Source organism: Variovorax sp. KBS0712, from assembly GCF_006323185.2.
Lineage (GTDB): Bacteria > Pseudomonadota > Gammaproteobacteria > Burkholderiales > Burkholderiaceae_C > Variovorax > Variovorax boronicumulans.
On the sequence record NZ_VCCD02000001.1, the window covers coordinates 1,931,514 to 1,948,515 of the forward strand.

Annotated in this window: 16 protein-coding genes; 8 read left to right on the top strand and 8 right to left on the bottom strand. The window is 67.0% G+C overall.

Annotated elements, in window-relative coordinates; all coding sequences use genetic code 11:
* Positions 1–3: 3 nt before the first annotated feature.
* The 6 genes from fmdA to urtA all read right to left on the bottom strand — a co-directional run bounded on the left by fmdA (position 4) and on the right by urtA (position 6,264).
* Complete coding sequence (gene fmdA / locus FFI97_RS08915) at positions 4–1,236, bottom strand: formamidase (RefSeq protein WP_095947569.1); 1,233 nt, start codon at positions 1,234–1,236, stop codon at positions 4–6.
* 24 nt (positions 1,237–1,260) lie between these two features.
* Positions 1,261–1,950 carry an urea ABC transporter ATP-binding subunit UrtE gene (urtE, locus tag FFI97_RS08920; protein ID WP_062478384.1) on the bottom strand — a complete coding sequence of 230 codons (690 nt, stop codon included), beginning with the start codon at positions 1,948–1,950 and terminating at the stop codon, positions 1,261–1,263.
* Between the two features lie 15 nt (positions 1,951–1,965).
* Positions 1,966–2,709, bottom strand: coding sequence for an urea ABC transporter ATP-binding protein UrtD (gene urtD / locus FFI97_RS08925; protein ID WP_062478314.1), 744 nt, complete (start codon positions 2,707–2,709; stop codon positions 1,966–1,968).
* A 21-nt stretch (positions 2,710–2,730) separates the two neighbouring features.
* Positions 2,731–3,927: an urea ABC transporter permease subunit UrtC gene (urtC, locus tag FFI97_RS08930; RefSeq protein ID WP_139701701.1), complete on the bottom strand. Its 1,197-nt coding sequence runs from the start codon at positions 3,925–3,927 to the stop codon at positions 2,731–2,733.
* Positions 3,928–3,955: 28 nt separating this feature from the next.
* The gene (gene urtB / locus FFI97_RS08935; protein WP_139701702.1) at positions 3,956–4,870 is read right to left on the bottom strand and encodes an urea ABC transporter permease subunit UrtB; all 915 of its coding nucleotides are present in this window, start codon (positions 4,868–4,870) and stop codon (positions 3,956–3,958) included.
* A 125-nt stretch (positions 4,871–4,995) separates the two neighbouring features.
* Positions 4,996–6,264, bottom strand: coding sequence for an urea ABC transporter substrate-binding protein (gene urtA, locus FFI97_RS08940; RefSeq protein WP_062478305.1), 1,269 nt, complete (start codon positions 6,262–6,264; stop codon positions 4,996–4,998).
* A gap of 244 nt (positions 6,265–6,508) precedes the next feature.
* Between urtA and FFI97_RS08945 the strand changes: the two genes are divergently transcribed.
* The 3 genes from FFI97_RS08945 (at position 6,509) to FFI97_RS08955 (ending at position 11,630) form a co-directional block, all read left to right on the top strand.
* Positions 6,509–9,904 (top strand): ATP-binding protein, encoded by a 3,396-nt coding sequence (locus FFI97_RS08945; protein WP_139701703.1) that lies wholly within the window; start codon positions 6,509–6,511, stop codon positions 9,902–9,904.
* Complete coding sequence (locus tag FFI97_RS08950; protein ID WP_139701704.1) at positions 9,876–10,769, top strand: response regulator transcription factor; 894 nt, start codon at positions 9,876–9,878, stop codon at positions 10,767–10,769. Before FFI97_RS08945 ends, FFI97_RS08950 begins: the two co-directional genes overlap by 29 nt.
* Positions 10,770–10,859: 90 nt before the next feature.
* Entirely contained in the window at positions 10,860–11,630 is a 771-nt protein-coding gene (locus tag FFI97_RS08955) for a TIGR04325 family methyltransferase (RefSeq protein ID WP_139701705.1), read from the top strand.
* Between the two features lie 29 nt (positions 11,631–11,659).
* Here the strand turns inward: FFI97_RS08955 and FFI97_RS08960 are convergent, their stop codons facing one another.
* A complete protein-coding gene (locus FFI97_RS08960) occupies positions 11,660–12,574 on the bottom strand; it encodes an amino acid ABC transporter substrate-binding protein (protein WP_260684944.1) in 915 nt (304 codons plus the stop codon).
* Positions 12,575–12,584: 10 nt separating this feature from the next.
* Positions 12,585–13,016 (bottom strand): VOC family protein, encoded by a 432-nt coding sequence (locus FFI97_RS08965; protein ID WP_062474623.1) that lies wholly within the window; start codon positions 13,014–13,016, stop codon positions 12,585–12,587.
* 109 nt (positions 13,017–13,125) lie between these two features.
* Between FFI97_RS08965 and FFI97_RS08970 the strand changes: the two genes are divergently transcribed.
* From FFI97_RS08970 to FFI97_RS08990, 5 genes are all read left to right on the top strand, one after another.
* Positions 13,126–14,046, top strand: coding sequence for a LysR family transcriptional regulator (locus FFI97_RS08970; RefSeq protein WP_062474621.1), 921 nt, complete (start codon positions 13,126–13,128; stop codon positions 14,044–14,046).
* Positions 14,047–14,070: 24 nt separating this feature from the next.
* Entirely contained in the window at positions 14,071–14,967 is an 897-nt protein-coding gene (locus FFI97_RS08975; RefSeq protein ID WP_095744991.1) for an SPFH domain-containing protein, read from the top strand.
* 45 nt (positions 14,968–15,012) lie between these two features.
* The gene (locus FFI97_RS08980; protein ID WP_062474617.1) at positions 15,013–15,216 is read left to right on the top strand and encodes a hypothetical protein; all 204 of its coding nucleotides are present in this window, start codon (positions 15,013–15,015) and stop codon (positions 15,214–15,216) included.
* Between the two features lie 82 nt (positions 15,217–15,298).
* Positions 15,299–16,126, top strand: coding sequence for a substrate-binding domain-containing protein (locus tag FFI97_RS08985; protein ID WP_260684945.1), 828 nt, complete (start codon positions 15,299–15,301; stop codon positions 16,124–16,126).
* Positions 16,127–16,197: 71 nt separating this feature from the next.
* Positions 16,198–16,932: a transporter substrate-binding domain-containing protein gene (locus tag FFI97_RS08990; protein ID WP_139701707.1), complete on the top strand. Its 735-nt coding sequence runs from the start codon at positions 16,198–16,200 to the stop codon at positions 16,930–16,932.
* Positions 16,933–17,002: the final 70 nt, after the last annotated feature.

The following is a 17,002-nucleotide window of genomic DNA, read 5'->3' on the forward strand; positions in this document are numbered from 1 at the left end:
GCTTCAGCGCAGGTCGTGCGACAGCGGCATGTCGATGCTGCCGTCGATGAACTTCACCGGCCCCGACGCGTTCGGGTTGATGTCGAAGTCGAAGATGCCCGTGGGCAGCCACAGCGTGGCGCACGAGTTGGGCACGTCGACCACGCCGCTGATGTGGCCCTGCACAGGTGCCGTGCCCAGGATCGAATAGGCCTGCGCGCCCGAGTAGCCGAACTTCTTCAGGTACTCGATGGCGTTCAGGCACGCCTGGCGGTAGGCCACGTTCACGTCGAGGTAGTGCTGCTTGCCGCTCTCGTCGACCGAGATGCCTTCGAAGATCAGGTAGTCGTTGTACTGCGGCGTGATGGGGCTGGGCTTGAAGATCGGGTTCTTGATGCCGTACTTGGCCATGCCGCCCTTGATGAGCGTGACCTTCATGTGCACCCAGCCGGCCATCTCGATGGCGCCGCAGAAGGTGATCTCGCCGTCGCCCTGGCTGAAGTGCAGGTCGCCCACGCTCAGGCCCGCACCGTCGACGTACACGGGGAAGAACACCTTCGAGCCGCGCGACAGATCCTTGATGTCGCAGTTGCCGCCATGCTCGCGCGGCGGCACGGTGCGCGCGCCTTCCGCTGCGGCCTTGGCGCGAGCCTCGCCGGTCATCTTCCCCATGTGCGCGGTGCCAGCGAAAGGCGGATTCGCAAGGCCCGGCACGCGGTCCGGGTCGGTGGCGATGAGTGCCTTCTCGCGCTCGTTCCACATGTCGAGCATCGGCTTGTCGGGCAGGCAGCCGATCAGGCCCGGATGGATCAGCCCCGCGAAGTTCACGCCCGGAATGTGACGCGAGCTCGTGAACATGCCCTTGAAGTCCCAGATCGATTTCTGCGCTTCGGGAAAGTGATCGGTGAGGAAGCCACCGCCGTTCTTCTTCGAGAAGAAGCCGTTGAAGCCCCACAGGCTGTCCTGCTTGGCGCCGATGTCCAGCAGGTCGACCACCAGCAGGTCGCCGGGCTCGGCGCCCTTCACGCCCACCGGGCCCGAGAGGTAGTGCACCGTGCTCAGGTCGATGTCGCGCACGTCATCGGCGCTGTCGTTGTTCTTGATGAAGCCGCCGGTCCAGTCGAAGGTCTCGAGGATGAAGTCGTCGCCCGGGTTGACCCAGCAGGCCATCGGAATGTCCGGGTGCCAGCGGTTGTGGATGTTTTCGTTCTCCGTGGGCGGCTTGGTCAGGTCGACCTTGATCAGCGTGTCCGTCATGTGCAGTGGCTCCTGGGGTTGTGGTTAGACAGAGAGATAGGCTTTGATGTGTTCCACATCGGTCTTGTCGCGCGCGGTCTCGTGCACGAGCCGACCGCCTTCGATGACGAACAGCCGGTCGGCCACGTCCATCGCGAAACTCAGCACCTGCTCGGACACGACGATGGTGATGCCGCGCAGCTTGCGGATCTCGTTGAGCGCCTTGGCGATGTCCTTGATGATCGAAGGCTGGATGCCTTCGGTGGGCTCGTCGAGCAGCAGCACCTTGGGGTCGGTGACGAGGGCGCGCGCAATGGCAAGCTGCTGCTGCTGGCCGCCGGAGAGGTTGCCGCCCTTGCGGCTTTTCATGTCCCACAGCACGGGGAACAGCGCATAGATCTCCTCGGGGATGCGGCGGGTCTTCGAGTTCTCCAGGCCGGTCTGGATGTTCTCTTCCACCGTCAGCGTCGGGAAGATCATGCGGCCCTGCGGCACGTAGGCGATGCCCTTGGCCACGCGGCGAAAGCTCTCGTCACGCGACACGTCCTGCCCCGCCACTTCGATGCGCCCGCTCTTGATCGGCAGCACGCCCATCAGGCTCTTGAACAGCGTGGTCTTGCCCATGCCGTTGCGGCCCATGATGGCGATGGTTTCGTTGGCATGGCCCACGAACGAGATGCCGTGCAGCGCCTCGCTCTGGCCGTAGGCGGTGTGCAGGTCGTCGACCTTCAGCATGATGGTGCTCATGGTTCAGTGCCCCAGATAGACGTCGATGACTTTCGGGTCGGCCTGCACCTTCTCCATCGGCCCTTCGGCCAGGATCTTTCCCTGGTGCATCACGGTGACCTTGTGCGCGATCTGCTTGACGAAGGCCATGTCGTGCTCGATGACGATCACGGCGCGGTTGCGGCAGATGCGCTGGAGCAGGTCGGCCGTGAGCTCGCGTTCGCGTGCGCTCATGCCGGCAATGGGTTCGTCGAGCATCAGCAGTTCGGGTTCCTGCATCAGCAGCATGCCGATCTCCAGCCACTGCTTCTGGCCGTGGCTCAGGAGGCCGGCTTCGGTGCCAAGCTTGTCGGCCAGGCCGATCTCCGTGGCGATGGCCTGCACCTTGCCCTTGACCTCGTCGTCGCACTGAAAGGCCAGCGCGCCGAACACCGAGCGGCCCTTCGGAAACGACACCTCCAGGTTCTGGAACACGCTCAGGTTCTCGTAGATCGACGGCGTCTGGAACTTGCGCCCGATGCCCAGCCGCACGCGCTTGTGCTCGGCCATCTTCGTGAGTTCGGTGTTCTTGAACTTGATGCTGCCGGCGCTGGCGCGCGTCTTGCCGCAGATCAGGTCGAGCAGCGTGGTCTTGCCAGCGCCGTTGGGGCCGATGATCACGCGCAGCTCGTTCTTGTCGATGTACAGCGTCAGGTCGTCGATGGCCTTGAAGCCGTCGAAGGAGACGCTGAGGTCTTCCACGGCGAGTGCGAAGTCGGTGTTGCTCATGAGGAGGGGCTCCGGTGTCGGTCAGGCGCGCTGGCGGCCGATGCCTTCGGGCAGCACGGGCTCGGCCTGCGGCGCGGCGACGGGTGAAGGGGCCGACACGGCGGCGGGCGGCGGCTTCGTCGCGGCGTCGCGCAGGGCCTGGCGGCGCGAGGCCCACCACGGCTTGATCGTGTCTTCCCACAGCCCCGCCAGGCCCATCGGGAAGGCCATGGTCACGCCGATGAAGAGCGCGGCCATCAAGAAGAGCCACAGGTCGGGAAAGCTCTCGGAGAACAGCGTCTTGCCCGCATTCACCAGCAGCGCGCCGTACACCGCGCCCACCAGGCTCATGCGGCCGCCGACGGCGCAGAAGATCACCATTTCGATCGAGGGCACGATGCCCACGAAGCTCGGCGACATGAAGCCCACCTGCAGCGCGAACATCGCGCCGCCGATGCCCGAAAGCCCGGCCGCCAGGCAGAAGGTGAAGACCTTGAAGTTCGACACGTCGTAGCCCGAGAAGCGCACGCGGTCTTCCTTGTCGCGCATGGCCAGCAGCAGCGTGCCGAGCTTGCTGGTCTGCACCCAGCGGCACAGCAGGATGCTCAAGACCAGCAGGCCCACGCAGACGTAGTAGAGGATGTACTTGGCGCTGTCGGTGCGCGTGTCCCAGCCCAGCAGCGTCTTCAGGTCGGTCATGCCGTTCACGCCGCCCGTGTAGCCCTGCTGGCCGATGATGAGCACGGTACAGATCAGCGCCACCGCCTGCGTGATGATCGCGAAGTACACGCCGCCCACGCGGCGCTTGAACATCGCGAAGCTGATGAGCCAGGCCAGCGCCATCGGCGCCAGCACCACCAGCGCCAGACTCAGCGGCAGGCTCTTGAACGGCAGCCACAGCGCGGGCAGCTCGGTGATCTGGTTCCAGTCCATGAAGTCCGGGATGCCGGGCGTCGACTGGATCTTGGTCGTGATCGGGTCGGAAGCTTCGAGCTTGAGGAACATCGCCATCGCATAGCCGCCGATGCCGAAGAACACGCCCTGCCCCAGGCTCAGCACGCCGCCGTAGCCCCACACCATGACGAGGCCCACGGCCACGAAGGCGTAGCTGAGGTACTTGCCCACGAGGTTGAGGCGGAAGATGTCGAGCGACAGCGGCAGCACCACCGCGAGCAGCAGCACCAGCAGCAGGAGGCTGCCGAGCTGGTAGCGCCGGATCGAGGCCTTGAGGAAATTCATCGGGAGGTTCTCCGGGAAGGAATCGGGTTCAGCGACGCACCTTGACTGCGAACAAGCCTTGGGGGCGCATCATCAGGATGAGCACGATCAGCGACAGCGTCAGCACCTTGGCCATCGAGCCGGTCATGAAGAACTCCGAGATCGACTGGGTCTGCGCAATGCCGAAGGCCGAGACCACGGTGCCCAGCAGGCTGGCCGCGCCGCCGAAGGTGACGACCAGGAAGGCATCGACGATGTACAGCGATCCCGAGGTCGGCCCGGTCGAGCCGATGGTGGTGAAGGCCGCGCCCGCCACGCCGGCAATGCCGCAGCCGATGGCGAAGGTGAGGCGGTCGGTCTTCTTCGTGTCGATGCCGGTGGCGTTGGCCATGGTGCGGTTGGCCACGGTGGCGCGCACCCGCAGGCCCCAGCGGCTCTTGTGCAAGGCGATGAGCACGCCGCCCGTGACCAGCGCGGTGAGCGCCAGCACGAACAGGCCGTTGATCGGAATGTCCAGGCCTTCATGCGGCGTCCACGAGCCCATGAGCCATTCGGGCAGCGTGGGGCTCACTTCCTTCGGGCCGATGAAGGTGCGAAAGATCTGCTGCAGGCCCAGGCTGACGCCCCAGGTGGCGAGCAGCGTGTCGAGCGGTCGCTTGTACAGGTGGCGGATCAGCGCCCACTCCACGAGCCAGCCCGCGATGAAGGCGAACACGAAGGCCAGCCCGATCGCGATCGGAAAGTAGTACGGCATGAGCGAGGGCGCCATGCGCTCGGTCACCTGCGCGGCCAGGAAGATCGAGTAGGCGCCGATGGTCATGAACTCGCCATGCGCCATGTTGATCACGCCCATCTGCCCGAAGATGATCGCGAGCCCGAGGCCCATGAGCAGCAGCACCGCGAAGAGGCTCAGCCCCGCGAAGCCTTGCATCAGGCCGATGTTCATCATGTCCGAGAGGCTCATTGCGCAATATCCGGTAAGGGTCAGGGAACAAGTCGTGAGACACCGCGGAACCGGCTTTGCCGGGCCGCAGGTGTCGCCCCCTTGAGGGGGGAGGCGGCTACACGAAGTGAGCCGCTTCGGGGGAGTTACTGATACCCCTTGGGGAACGGATCGGGCTTGATGAGCTCGCCCGATTCCGCAACGACCTTGAAGCTGCCATCCAGCTGCCCCTGCCCGATGCGCGCCTTGCTCCACAAGTGGTGGTTCGCATCCAGCTTCACGTAGCCCTCCGGCGCCGTCTTCAGCTCGATGCCCGGCGATGCCGCCACCACCTTGTCGATGTCGAAGCTGCCCGCCTTCTCCACGGCCGCCTTCCACAGCCACGGGCCGAGGTAGCCCGCCTGCGTCACGTCGCCGATCACCGCGTCCTTGCCGTACTTGGCCTTGAAGGCGGCCACGAACTTCTTGTTGTTCTCGTTGTCCAGCGTCTGGAAGTACTTCATCGACGAGTAGAAGCCCGCGAAGTTCTCGCCGCCCACGCCGGTCATCTCGTCCTCGGTCACGGCCAGCGTCAGCAGGAACTGCTTGTCGCCGGTGATGCCCGCGGCCTTGAGCTGCTTGTAGAAGGCCACGTTCGAGCCGCCCACCACGGCCGCGAAGATGCAGTCGGGCTTGGCGACCTTGATCTTGTTGATCAGCGAGTTGAAGTTGGTGTGGCCCAGCGGGTAGTACTCCTCGCCCTTGACCGAACCCTTCTGGAAGTTCTCGATGTGCTTGCGCGCGATCTTCATCGAAGTGCGCGGCCAGATGTAGTCGGAGCCGACGAGGAAGAAGGTCTTGGCCTTCTTCTCCTTCGCGCCCCAGTCCAGCCCCCAGATGATCTGCTGCGTGGCTTCCTGCCCCGTGTAGATCACGTTCTTGCTCTGCTCCAGGCCTTCGTAGAAGGTCGGGTAGTACAACAGGCCGTTCTCTTTTTCGAACACCGGCAGCACGGCCTTGCGCGAGGCGCTGGTCCAGCAGCCAAACACGGCCGCGACCTTGTCGTTGACCAGCAGCTTCTTCGACTTCTCGGCGAAGGTGGGCCAGTCGGAGGCGCCGTCTTCCTTGATGACCTTGATCTTGCGACCCAGGATGCCGCCCATCGCGTTGATCTGGTCGATGGCGAGCTGCTCGGCCTGGATGGAGCCGGTCTCCGAAATGGCCATGGTGCCGGTGGACGAATGCAGCTGGCCCACCGTGACTTCGGTGTCGGTCACCGCGAGCTTGGTGGTGTTGACCTTGGCCGTGGGGAACTGACCCTGGCCGAAGCTCAGGCCGCTCAGGCCCATCACGGGCAGCGCGGCGGCGCCCTGCAGCAGGCGGCGGCGGCGCAGTGCCATGGCATCGAGGGAAGAAGGATCGGAATCACGCGACATCAGGAACTCCAGGCAGGTTGAAAGAAGAGTGAGCCGCGCACCATCGCAGTGCATCGGACGGTGCTGCGAGCACCATGGCTGGTACTTTAGAAATCACTTGCCTCTGCGCGAATACGTCATTCAACGTAGCGATAGGCCCCTGCCCGGGCCGCAGACTCGCGAGCAGACAAGGCACGCGACAGCAGGGAGCGCTTCTTGCTGTACCTGCCGCATGCCACCGTTGCCGCCGCCGCGAGAACCCGCCATGACATCCGTCTCCGGACAGAAGATCTTTCGCATCCGCCGCGACTACAACGCCTGGGTCGCGAACGAAACGCTGGAGGACTACGCGCTGCGCTACACGCCGCGCAGCTTTCGCAAGTGGTCGGAGTTCCGCGTGGCCAACGCGGCCTTCGGCGCCACCTCGTTCCTGGCGCTGGAGGCCATCGGCGGCGCGATCGCGCTGAGCTACGGTTTCTCGAACGCGCTGTGGGCGATCCTGGTGGTGGGGCTCATCACCTTCCTCACGGGCTTGCCCATTTCGTACTACGCCGCGCGCCACGGCGTGGACATGGACCTGCTCACGCGCGGCGCCGGCTTCGGCTACCTGGGCTCCACCCTCACCTCGCTGATCTACGCGAGCTTCACCTTCATCTTCTTCGCGCTCGAGGCGGCCATCCTCGCGCTGGCGCTGCAGATGTACCTCGATTGGCCGCTGTGGCTGCTGTACCTGGTGTCGTCGATCGTGATCATTCCGCTGGTGGCGCGCGGCATCACGCTCATCTCGGGGCTGCAGCTGTGGACGCAGCCGATCTGGATCGTGCTGTTCGTCTGCCCCTTCATCGCGGTGATGGTGAAGAAGCCCGAGCTGTACGCCGACTTCACCGGCCTCGTGGGCCGCACCTCGGACAGCAGCAGCTTCGATCCGCTGATGTTCGGCGCGGCGGCCACGGTGGCCTTCTCGCTCGTGGTGCAGATCGGCGAGCAGGTCGACTACCTGCGCTTTTTGCCCGAGAAGACCGCCGCGAACCGAGGACGCTGGTGGACCGCGGTGCTGGTCGCCGGGCCGGGCTGGATCGTGCCGGGCATGCTGAAGATGATGGGCGGCGCGTTCCTGGCCTTCCTGGCGCTGCAGCACGAGATACCGGCCAACCACGCGATCGAGCCCACGCAGATGTACCTCACGGGCTTTTCGTACGTGCTGCGCGACCCGGCGTGGGTGCTAGGCATCACGGTGCTGTTCGTGGTGGTCTCGCAGATGAAGATCAACCTGACCAACGCCTACGCAGGCTCGCTCGCGTGGTCGAACTTCTTCGCGCGCCTCACGCACAGCCACCCGGGGCGCGTGGTGTGGCTGGTGTTCAACGTGGCCATCGCAATCTTGCTGATGGCGCTGGGCGTGTTCGCCGCGCTGGAACACGTGCTGGGCTTCTACAGCAACATCGCCATCGCCTGGGTCGGCGCGCTGGTGGCCGACCTGGTCATCAACAAGCCGCTGGGCTGGAGCCCGAAGACCATCGAGTTCAAGCGCGCGCACCTGTACGACATCAACCCCGTGGGCCTGGTCGCGATGCTGGTGGCGGCGGCGCTGGCGATGCTGGCCTACTCCGGCGCGCTCGGCCAGTGGGCGCGGGCCTTCTCGCCCTTCATCGCGCTGGCCACGGCCATGGCCGTGTCGCCGCTGCTGGCGTGGCAGACGCGCGGTCGCTACTACCTGGCGCGCACCGACATCGACCGCTGGACGCCGGGCCAGAGCGTGAAATGCTCGGTGTGCGACAACAGCTTCGAGTCGGAAGACATGGCGCACTGCCCGGCCTACAGCGCGCCGATCTGCTCGCTGTGCTGCACGCTCGAATCGCGCTGCCACGACCGCTGCAAGACCGACTCGCGCGCCGCCGAGCAGATGAGCGGCTGGCTGCAGGCGCTGCTGCCACCGGCGCTGTCGGCGCGACTGAACTTCCGCGTCGCGCACTACCTGCTGGTCGCCACCTCGCTCATCGCGCTCTTGGCCACGGTGGTGGGCGTGGTCTACGCGCAGGAGGCCATCGCGGGCACCATCGATTCAGCGATGGCGACAGCCTTCCTGAAAGTGTTCGCGCTGCTCTCGGTGGTGGCCGCCGTGGCCGCGTGGTGGGTGGTGCTGGGCAGCGAGAGCCGGCAGATGGCGCAGGAGGAATCGAACCGCCACAACAACCTGCTCGCGCTCGAGATCGAAGCCCACCGCCGCACCGACGCCGCGCTGCAGACCGCCAAGGAAGCCGCCGAGGCCGCCAACCAGGCCAAGACCCGCTACGTGGCCGGCATGACGCACGAGCTGCGCACGCCGCTCAACAGCATCCTGGGGTACTCGCAGATCCTGCTCAAGGGCGGCGACGCGGCCCTGCCACCGCGCGAAGCGGTGCAGACCATCCACCGCAGCGGCGAGCACATGCTGGGCCTCATCGACGGGCTGCTCGACCTGGCGCGCATCGAGGCCGGGCGGTTGCAGCTGGAGCCATCGCCGCTCGCGCTGCCGGCCTTTCTCGACCAGGTGGTGCAGATGGTGCGGCCGCAGGCCGAGGCCAAGGGCCTGGCGTTCGTCTACACGCATGCGGGCCGGCTGCCGCCGTGGGTGCATGCCGACGTGAAGTGGCTGCGCCAGATTCTCATCAACCTGCTGACCAACGCCGTGCGCTTCACCGACAACGGCACCGTCACGCTGCATGTGGACGCGCGGCGAGAGGTGCTGCGCTTCGACGTGGTCGACACCGGCATCGGCGTGGCGCCGCAAGACCGCCAGCGCATCTTTCTGCCCTTCGAGCGCGGCGCCGCGGGCCGCCGGCGCGGCGAGCCGGGCACGGGGCTGGGCCTGACGATCACCGGGCTGCTCACTTCGCTGATGGGCGGCGAGTTGAAGCTGGCGTCGACCTCGTCGGCGGGCAGCACCTTCAGCGTGCGCGTGTACCTGCGTGAAGTGGCTGACCCCGGCCCGCAGGCGGGCTCACGCGAGCCGGTGTCGGGCTACCTGGGCGAGCGCCGCACGCTGCTGGTGGTGGACGACCAGCCGGTGCAGCGCCAGATGCTCGCCGGCATGCTCGCGCCGCTGGGCTTCACGGTGCGCGAGGCGGCCAGCGGCACCGAGTGCCTGGACAGCCTGCGCGAAGAGCTGCCCTCGGCCATCCTGCTGGACCTGACGATGGACGACATGGACGGCTGGCAGACCGCGCGCTCGGTGCGGGCCTCGGGCTTCGCCGAGCTGCCGATCATCATCGTCTCGGCCAACATGTTCGAGAACCAGGCCGACCGGCTGCGCGCCGCGGGCTGCCAGGCCTTCGTGGGCAAGCCGGTGATCGAGTCGGAACTCATCGCCACGCTGGAGCGGCACCTGGGCCTCGAATGGCTGGCGACCGGCGACGCCATGCCGCCGCCCGCCGACCCCGACGCGATGCCGGTGCGCCCGCCCCTGCTCGCGCTCGGCGAAGACGACCGTGCCGACCTGATGCGCCTGGTGCAGATGGGCCATGTGCGCGGCCTGCACACCGCGCTCGACCGGCTGGCCGCGACCTCGCCCGCGGCGACCGCCACCTGCACCTGGCTGCGCGGCATGGTCGCGCGCTTCGAACTCGACAACCTCCGCAACGCACTGGCAGAAGATGCAGACACTCCCCTCGCCCGGTCATGAATCCGAACGCCCCGTCGTGCTGGTGGTGGACGACGCCCCCAGCAGCCTGGGCATGCTGTGCGACACGCTCGAGGCCAGCGGCTACACCGTGCTGGTGGCGGCCGACGGCGAGGCCGCGCTGCAGCGGCTCGAGCTGGTGGTGCCCGACGCGATCCTGCTCGACGGCCTCATGCCTGGCCTCTCGGGCTTCGAGACCTGCCGGCGCATCAAGGCCAACGCGGCGCTGGCGCACATTCCGGTGCTGTTCATGACGGGCCTGTCGGAAACCGCGCACGTGGTCGAGGGCTTCGAGTGCGGCGGCGTCGACTACGTGGTGAAGCCGATCCGCGCGCAGGAGGTGCTGGCGCGCCTGCACACCCACACACGCAACGCCCGCATCACGCGCATGGCGCGCGACGCGGTCGACGTGGCGGGCATGGGCGTGGTGTTCGTCGACACGCGCGGGCGCATCGCCTGGCGCTCGCCGCAGGCCGCGCTGTGGTTGCATGCGCTCGAAGACCCGGTGGCGCCGGGGCGCCTGCCCGCCTCGGTAGAGCCCGCGCTGGCGCCGGGTGCGTCGATTGCCATCGGCACCGCCACGGCCATGCGCCTGTCGGTGCGCAACCTGGGCGCGGCGGCGCTCGGCGAGACCATGCTGCTGTTCGCCATCCAGCGCGAAGGCCCGGCCGCGCGCCTGGCCGACGCGGCCCTCACGCCGCGCGAGACCGAGGTGCTGTCCTGGCTCGCCAAGGGCAAGACCAACCGCGACATCGGCGAGATCCTGGGCACCAGCCCGCGCACGGTGAACAAGCACCTGGAGCACATCTTCGAGAAGCTGGGGGTGGAGACCCGCGCGGCGGCTGCGGCACTGGCGAGCGGCATGTAAACCCCCACGGGGTAACCGCCCCCGCGGCGCTGGGCTATCGCCCCAAAGGCGCCGGTTGCGCTCAGAATGGGACAGCCACAGGAGAGAGACATGCTTTCAAGCCTGCTGACCTTCCCGCCCCGCGAAAGCGCCTACCGGCGCAAGTTCCTGAACAACACGGACGAGAACCTCTTCATGGGGTCGTTCGAGAGCTTCGAGGCGGCCGAGGCCGGCGCGCCGCCCAGCAAGGCGGTCGGCTACGCCAATGCCGACGCGGGCGAGCTCTACAGCCCGCAGATCTATTTCTACGACTACCCCGGCCTCTTCTGGCTGGGCCGTTCCATCGATGCGGGCCTGACGCGCGTGTTCGACCTGGGCGGGCACGTCGGCATCAAGTACTACGCCTTCCGGCGCGTGCTGAGCTACCCCGACACCCTGCGCTGGACCGTGTGCGACGTGCCCGGCGTGGTCGAGAGCGGCCGCGCGATGGCCATCAAGCGCGAGGCGACCGCGCAGCTCGGCTTCACCACCGACTACCGCGACGCGAGCGGCTGCGACGTGCTGTACGTGTCGGGCAGCCTGCAGTACCTGCCGATGCGCATGGACGCGATTCTTTCCGCGCTCGCCGTGAAGCCCCGGCGCATCGTCATGAACACCACGGCCGTGCACCCCGAGCGCACGATCTACACGCTCAACAGCATCGGCGTGGCCGTGTGCGCCTATCGCATCCAGCACCACGACGAACTGCTGGCCGACCTGGCACGCTCCGGCTACCGCAAGCGCGACGTGTGGCGCAACGAGGGCAAGCCGATCGAGGTGCCCTTTGTCGATGGCGGCGACAAGCCGTACTACGCGGGCTGCTGCTTCGACCTGATCGTCTGATTCGACCTCGTCGCCTTGCGGGTGCCGCCCTATCGCACCTCGTAGTCTTCCATCGGCTTGTCGCTGGGGTTGGCCCAGGCGGCCCTGGTCAGGGCGCTGGCCGGCAGCCCCACCTTCGCGCCGTGCGGCGCAATGGGTTGCATGAACCACTTGTCGTAGATTCGCGCGGCCTCCCCGCTCCTTGCCAACGCCAGGACGCTTTGATCGACCAGCTTCTTGAACGCGGCATCGCCCTTGGGAATCATGATCGCGATCGGCTCGACGCTGAGCACCTGGTCGAGCAGCCTGTACTGCGCGGGCTCCTTGCTCCTGGAAATCAAGGTGGCAAGGATCTGCCCGTCGGCGACGAAGCCCTCTGCGCGGCCCGATTCGAGCAGCAGGAACCCTTCGCTGTTGTCCTTGGCGTACACCTCCGCAATCTCCGGGGCGTTGTCGCGCTTGAGTTTTCTCAGCAGCTGGACGGAGGTGCTCCCCGTCGTGACGGCCACCGCCTTGCCGGCGAGCTGGGCCGCCGAAGCAACGCCGGATGTCGCCTTGACCGCGATGCGAACCCCCTCGACATAGAGCGTCGGGGCGAACGCGACGTCCTTCTGGCGCGCCGCATTGTTGGTCGTGGTACCGCACTCGATGTCGACCGTTCCGTTCTGCACGAGGGGCATGCGGTTCTGCGGCGTGACGAGCTGGTACTTCACGTGGATCTTGCCGATCTGCAACGCCTTCCCGATGTCGGCAATGACACGTTCGCAGACCTCGACGTGAAAGCCCGTGTAGCTGCCGGGCCCCAGCGTGAAGGACATGGCGCCCGAGGCGTCGCGCACGCCCATGGTGATGGCGCCGGACTCCCTGATCTTCTTCAGCACGTCGGTTTGGGCGGATGCACGCCCGGCACACAGCAGGAGCGCCGCGGCCGTTGCGGCCGCCAGAAGGCAGTGGGTTGTTTTCACGTCGGCGCTTTCAGACGGCGAACAGCGAATCCAGGTCCGCAAAGGACTTCAGCTCGATGGCGTTGCCCGACGGGTCGAGAAAGAACATCGTCGCCTGTTCGCCGGGCTCGCCCTTGAACCGGATGTAGGGCTCGATCACGAATTTCGTCTGGCGTGCGATGAGCTTGTCGGCCATTGCCTGCCACAGGTCCATCGGCAGCACGGCGCCGAAGTGACGCACAGGCACGTCATGGCCGTCCACGGCGCTGTGCGTCTTGTGGCCGCATTCGTCGGGCGCCAGGTGCGCCACGATCTGGTGGCCGTGGAAGTTGAAGTCGACCCACTCGGTCGAACTGCGGCCTTCGGGACATTCGAGCAACTCGCCGTAGAAGGCGCGCGCCTCGGCGATGTCGCGCACGGGAAAGGCCAGGTGGAACGGGATGCGTGCAGTGGGGGTGCTCATGGGGTTCATCGATCAAGGAGTTCAGGGTGAGCAAACTCTAAGCAGCGGGCCACATAACCGAAAACGATATATTTCATCGCTGAGCACCACCCATTTCGATGAATCCCGAATGATCACCGAGCTTCGAACCTTCATCGCCGTGTGTCGCCACGGCACATTCGCCGCGGCGGGAGAGCGCATCGGCCTCACGCAATCGGCCGTCAGCAGCCAGATCAAGCGGCTCGAGGAATCCCTGGGGTTCCCGCTTTTCGACCGCACAGGCCGCTCTGCCACCTTGAATGCGGCGGGCGAGACCACGCTGGGACGGGCGGAAGAAATCTGCGGCCTCTACGCCAAGCTCGGCGAGCTGCCCGACGACGCTGCGAATGCCGGGCTGCTGCGCATCGGCGCCATTGCGTCCGCGCAGCCGACACTGGTGGCGCGGGCGCTCGAAAAATTGCGCGCCGGCTTCCCCCTGCTGCGCGTGCACATCTCGCCCGGCGTGTCGATGCGGCTGATGGACGACCTGGACGCCGGCAGCATCGATGCGGCCGTGATCATCCGGCCGCCTTTCGGCATTCTTCCCGAGCTGACCTGGCAGACCCTGGTGCGCGAGCCCTATGTGCTCATTGCCCCCGCGAGCGTGCCGGGCAGGAACTGGCGCACGCTGCTGCAGGAACAGCCGTTCCTGCGCTACGACCGCGCATCGTTCGGCGGGCGCATGGTCGAACGATTCCTCCAGCGCGAAGGCCTCGTGGTCAACGACGCCATCGAGGTCGACGAAATCTCCGGGCTCATCCACCTGGCCTCCAAGGGCCTGGGCGTTGCGCTCGTGCCGTGGGTCGAGGCCCACTTGCCGCTGCCGCCGGGCGTGCGCATGCTGTCCCTCGGCGAGGCCACGTTCCATCGCGAGATCGGCCTCCTGCAGCGCAAGCCACGCGCCAGCCCGCCCCTCGTCGCGCAATTTGCGCAGTGTCTGCGGGACGCGGCCGAACCCGCGAAGGCGGGGCGAAAGAAAGCCTTGACGACCTCCAAAAAGATATTAGAGTGATATCACTTTCAACAGGAGGCCTTCATGCACGAGCAGACCCCGTCCATCCCTCGCCCGGTCCGCAGGGAGCGGCCGTACCGGTCCGTCAACGGATACGGCATCGTTGCTGTGGCGCTGCTGATCCTTGCGGTCGGCGCCTGGGTTCTCGTGCGGCGGATGATGCCGCTGCCCCTGAGCATCTTGCTGATCGTCGTCGGCGTCTCGCTGCTGCCGGGGCTGTACATGCTCAAGCCCAACGAGGGCATCATCCTCACGCTCTTCGGCAAGTACCAGGGCACCGACCGCAGCGAGGGCTTGCGCTGGACCAACCCGTTCCAGGCCGGCCAGAAGATCTCGCTGCGCGCGCGCAACCTGAACACGCCACCGCTGAAGGTCAACGACAAGCGCGGCAACCCGGTGGAGATCGGCGCGGCCGTGGTCTGGCGCGTGCACGACACGGCGCAGGCCGTGTTCGAGATCGACGACTACAACAAGTTCGTCGCCATCCAGTCCGAAGCCGCCATCCGCCACCTGGCCACGCTCTACGCCTATGACAGCGGCGACGACCTGCAAAGCGACGAGGTCACGCTGCGCGCCGGCCTGGACGTGGTGGCCGACGCCCTCAAGGCCGAGCTGAACCAGCGCTTTGCCAGCGCTGGCGTCGAGGTGCTCGACGCCAAGCTCACGCACCTGGCCTACGCGCCCGAGATCGCCCAGGTGATGCTGCGGCGCCAGCAGGCGGTGGCCATCGTGAGCGCGCGGCACCAGATCGTGGCGGGTGCAGTCGGCATGGTCGAGGCCGCCCTCAAGGGGCTGTCGGAGCGCAACCTCGTCGTGCTCGACGACGAGCGCAAGGCCTCGATGGTGTCGAACCTGCTGGTGGTACTGTGCTCGGACCGCGAAACCCAGCCCGTGGTCAACACGGGCACGCTCTACACCTGATGCATCCACGGCACCTGTTCACCGCCGCCACGTCGTTGTTCCCTGATGGCCAGTCCCGGTAAGAAGTCCTACCCGCTGCGCATCGATCCGGCCCTGTGGGCCGAGATCGAGCGGCTGGCGGCCCAGGAGCTGCGCAGCGCGAACGCGCAGGTCGAGTTCCTGCTGCGCGAAGGGCTGGCGAAACGGGGGCGCCTGCCGGCGGCGGCTGCGCCCGCCAAGGACGCGGACCCGCCCAAGCCCTCGCGCTAGTAGTAACCCCGAATTTCCTGAAGGCCGATTGACAGCCTCGGCCCCTACGATGGCACGGCACGATCTTCAGGAGACACACGCCGTGACAGCCTTCGCCTTCCCCCGTTCCGCCCTGACCCGCCGCGCCGCCCTGGCGCTGGCCGCCTCCTTCGCGCTCGCCGGTTGCACCAACCTCGGTGGTGGCACCCCACCCGCCGCCACGAGCGACATCCACGTCATGACCTCCGGCGGCTTCACCGCCGCCTACAACGAGCTGCGCCCCGGCTTCGAGCGCAGCACCGGCCGCAGCGTGAAGACGGCCTACGGTGCGTCGATGGGCAATGCCAGCGATTCGATTCCCAGCCGCCTCGGCCGCAACGAGCCCGCCGACGTGGTGATCCTGGCGCGCCCCGCGCTCGATGCGCTGGTGGCGCAGGGCAAGGTGGTGGCGGGCAGCCAGGTCGACCTGGTGCGTTCGTCGATCGGTTTCGCGGTGCGCAAGGGCGCGCCCAAGCCGGACATCGGCACGGTCGACGCGCTCAAGCGCACGCTGCTCGCGGCGCCGTCGATCGCCTACTCGGCGAGCGCGAGCGGCACCTACTACGAGACCGAGCTGCTCAAGACGCTGGGCATCGAAGACCAGGTCAAGCCCAAGAGCAAGCGCATCCTGAGCGAGCGCGTGGGCACGGTGGTGGCGCGCGGCGACGCGGCCCTCGGCCTGCAGCAGGTGAGCGAGCTGCTGCCCATCGAGGGCATCGACTACATCGGCCCGCTGCCCGCCGAAGTGCAGCGCGTGACGGTGTTCTCGGCCGGCGTGGCCACGGCCTCGAAGCAGCCCGAGGCGGCACGCCAGCTGATCCGCTACCTCAACGCACCGGCCGCGGCGCCGACGATCGCGAAGACGGGGCTGGAGCCGCTCTCCGCGCGCTGAAGCAGCGGCCTCACGGCCCGTAAACTGGCGGCCTTCATCCCCTCCTTCCGCCTTCCCGACGAACGGACGCCATGACCACATCGCCCTCTTCCGCCCTCGTGACCGCCTTCGCGCCCAGCGGCACGCTGCGCGCCTCGATCAACCTCGGCAATCCAATCCTGGCCAACAAGGACGCCACCACGGGCGAACCGATCGGCGTGTCGATCGACCTGGCCCGCGAGTTCGCGCGGCGCCTTGGCGTGGGCATCGAGCTGGTGGTGTTCGAGAAGGCCGCGGCCTCGGTGGACGCGGTGAAGAACGAGAAGGCCGACATCGGTTTCTTCGCGGTCGATCCGGCGCGCAGCGAAGGGCTGCGCTTCACGGCGCCTTATGTGCTGATCGAGGGCAGCTACCTCGTGCCCGAATCCTCTGCGCTGACCGACAACGCGCAGGTCGATGCTGCAGGCCACCGCATCTCGGTCGGCTCTGGCAGTGCCTATGACCTGTTCCTCACGCGCGAGATCAAGGCGGCCGAGATCGTGCGCCTGCAGGGCGCGGGGCCTGCGCTCGCTGCATTGCGTGCGGGCCAGGTCGAGGTGGCGGCGGGCATTCGCCAGCTGCTCGAAGGCGAAGCGGCCCGTGTGCCTGGGGTGCGCGTGCTGCCGGGGCGCTTCATGGTGATCCAGCAGGCGATGGGGACGCCGGCCAGTCGGGGGGCCGAGGCGCAGGCGCTGCTTGCGGCCTTCGTCGAAGAGATGAAGGCTTCGGGCTTCGTGGCCGATGCGTTGAAGCGCCATCGCATCGAAGGCGCGATCGTTGCGCCGTAACTAGGCGCTCTTGTTCAGGGCGCGTGCACAGGCCACCGGGTACTTCCCTCCGCGAATGTCCCCCGGCCTT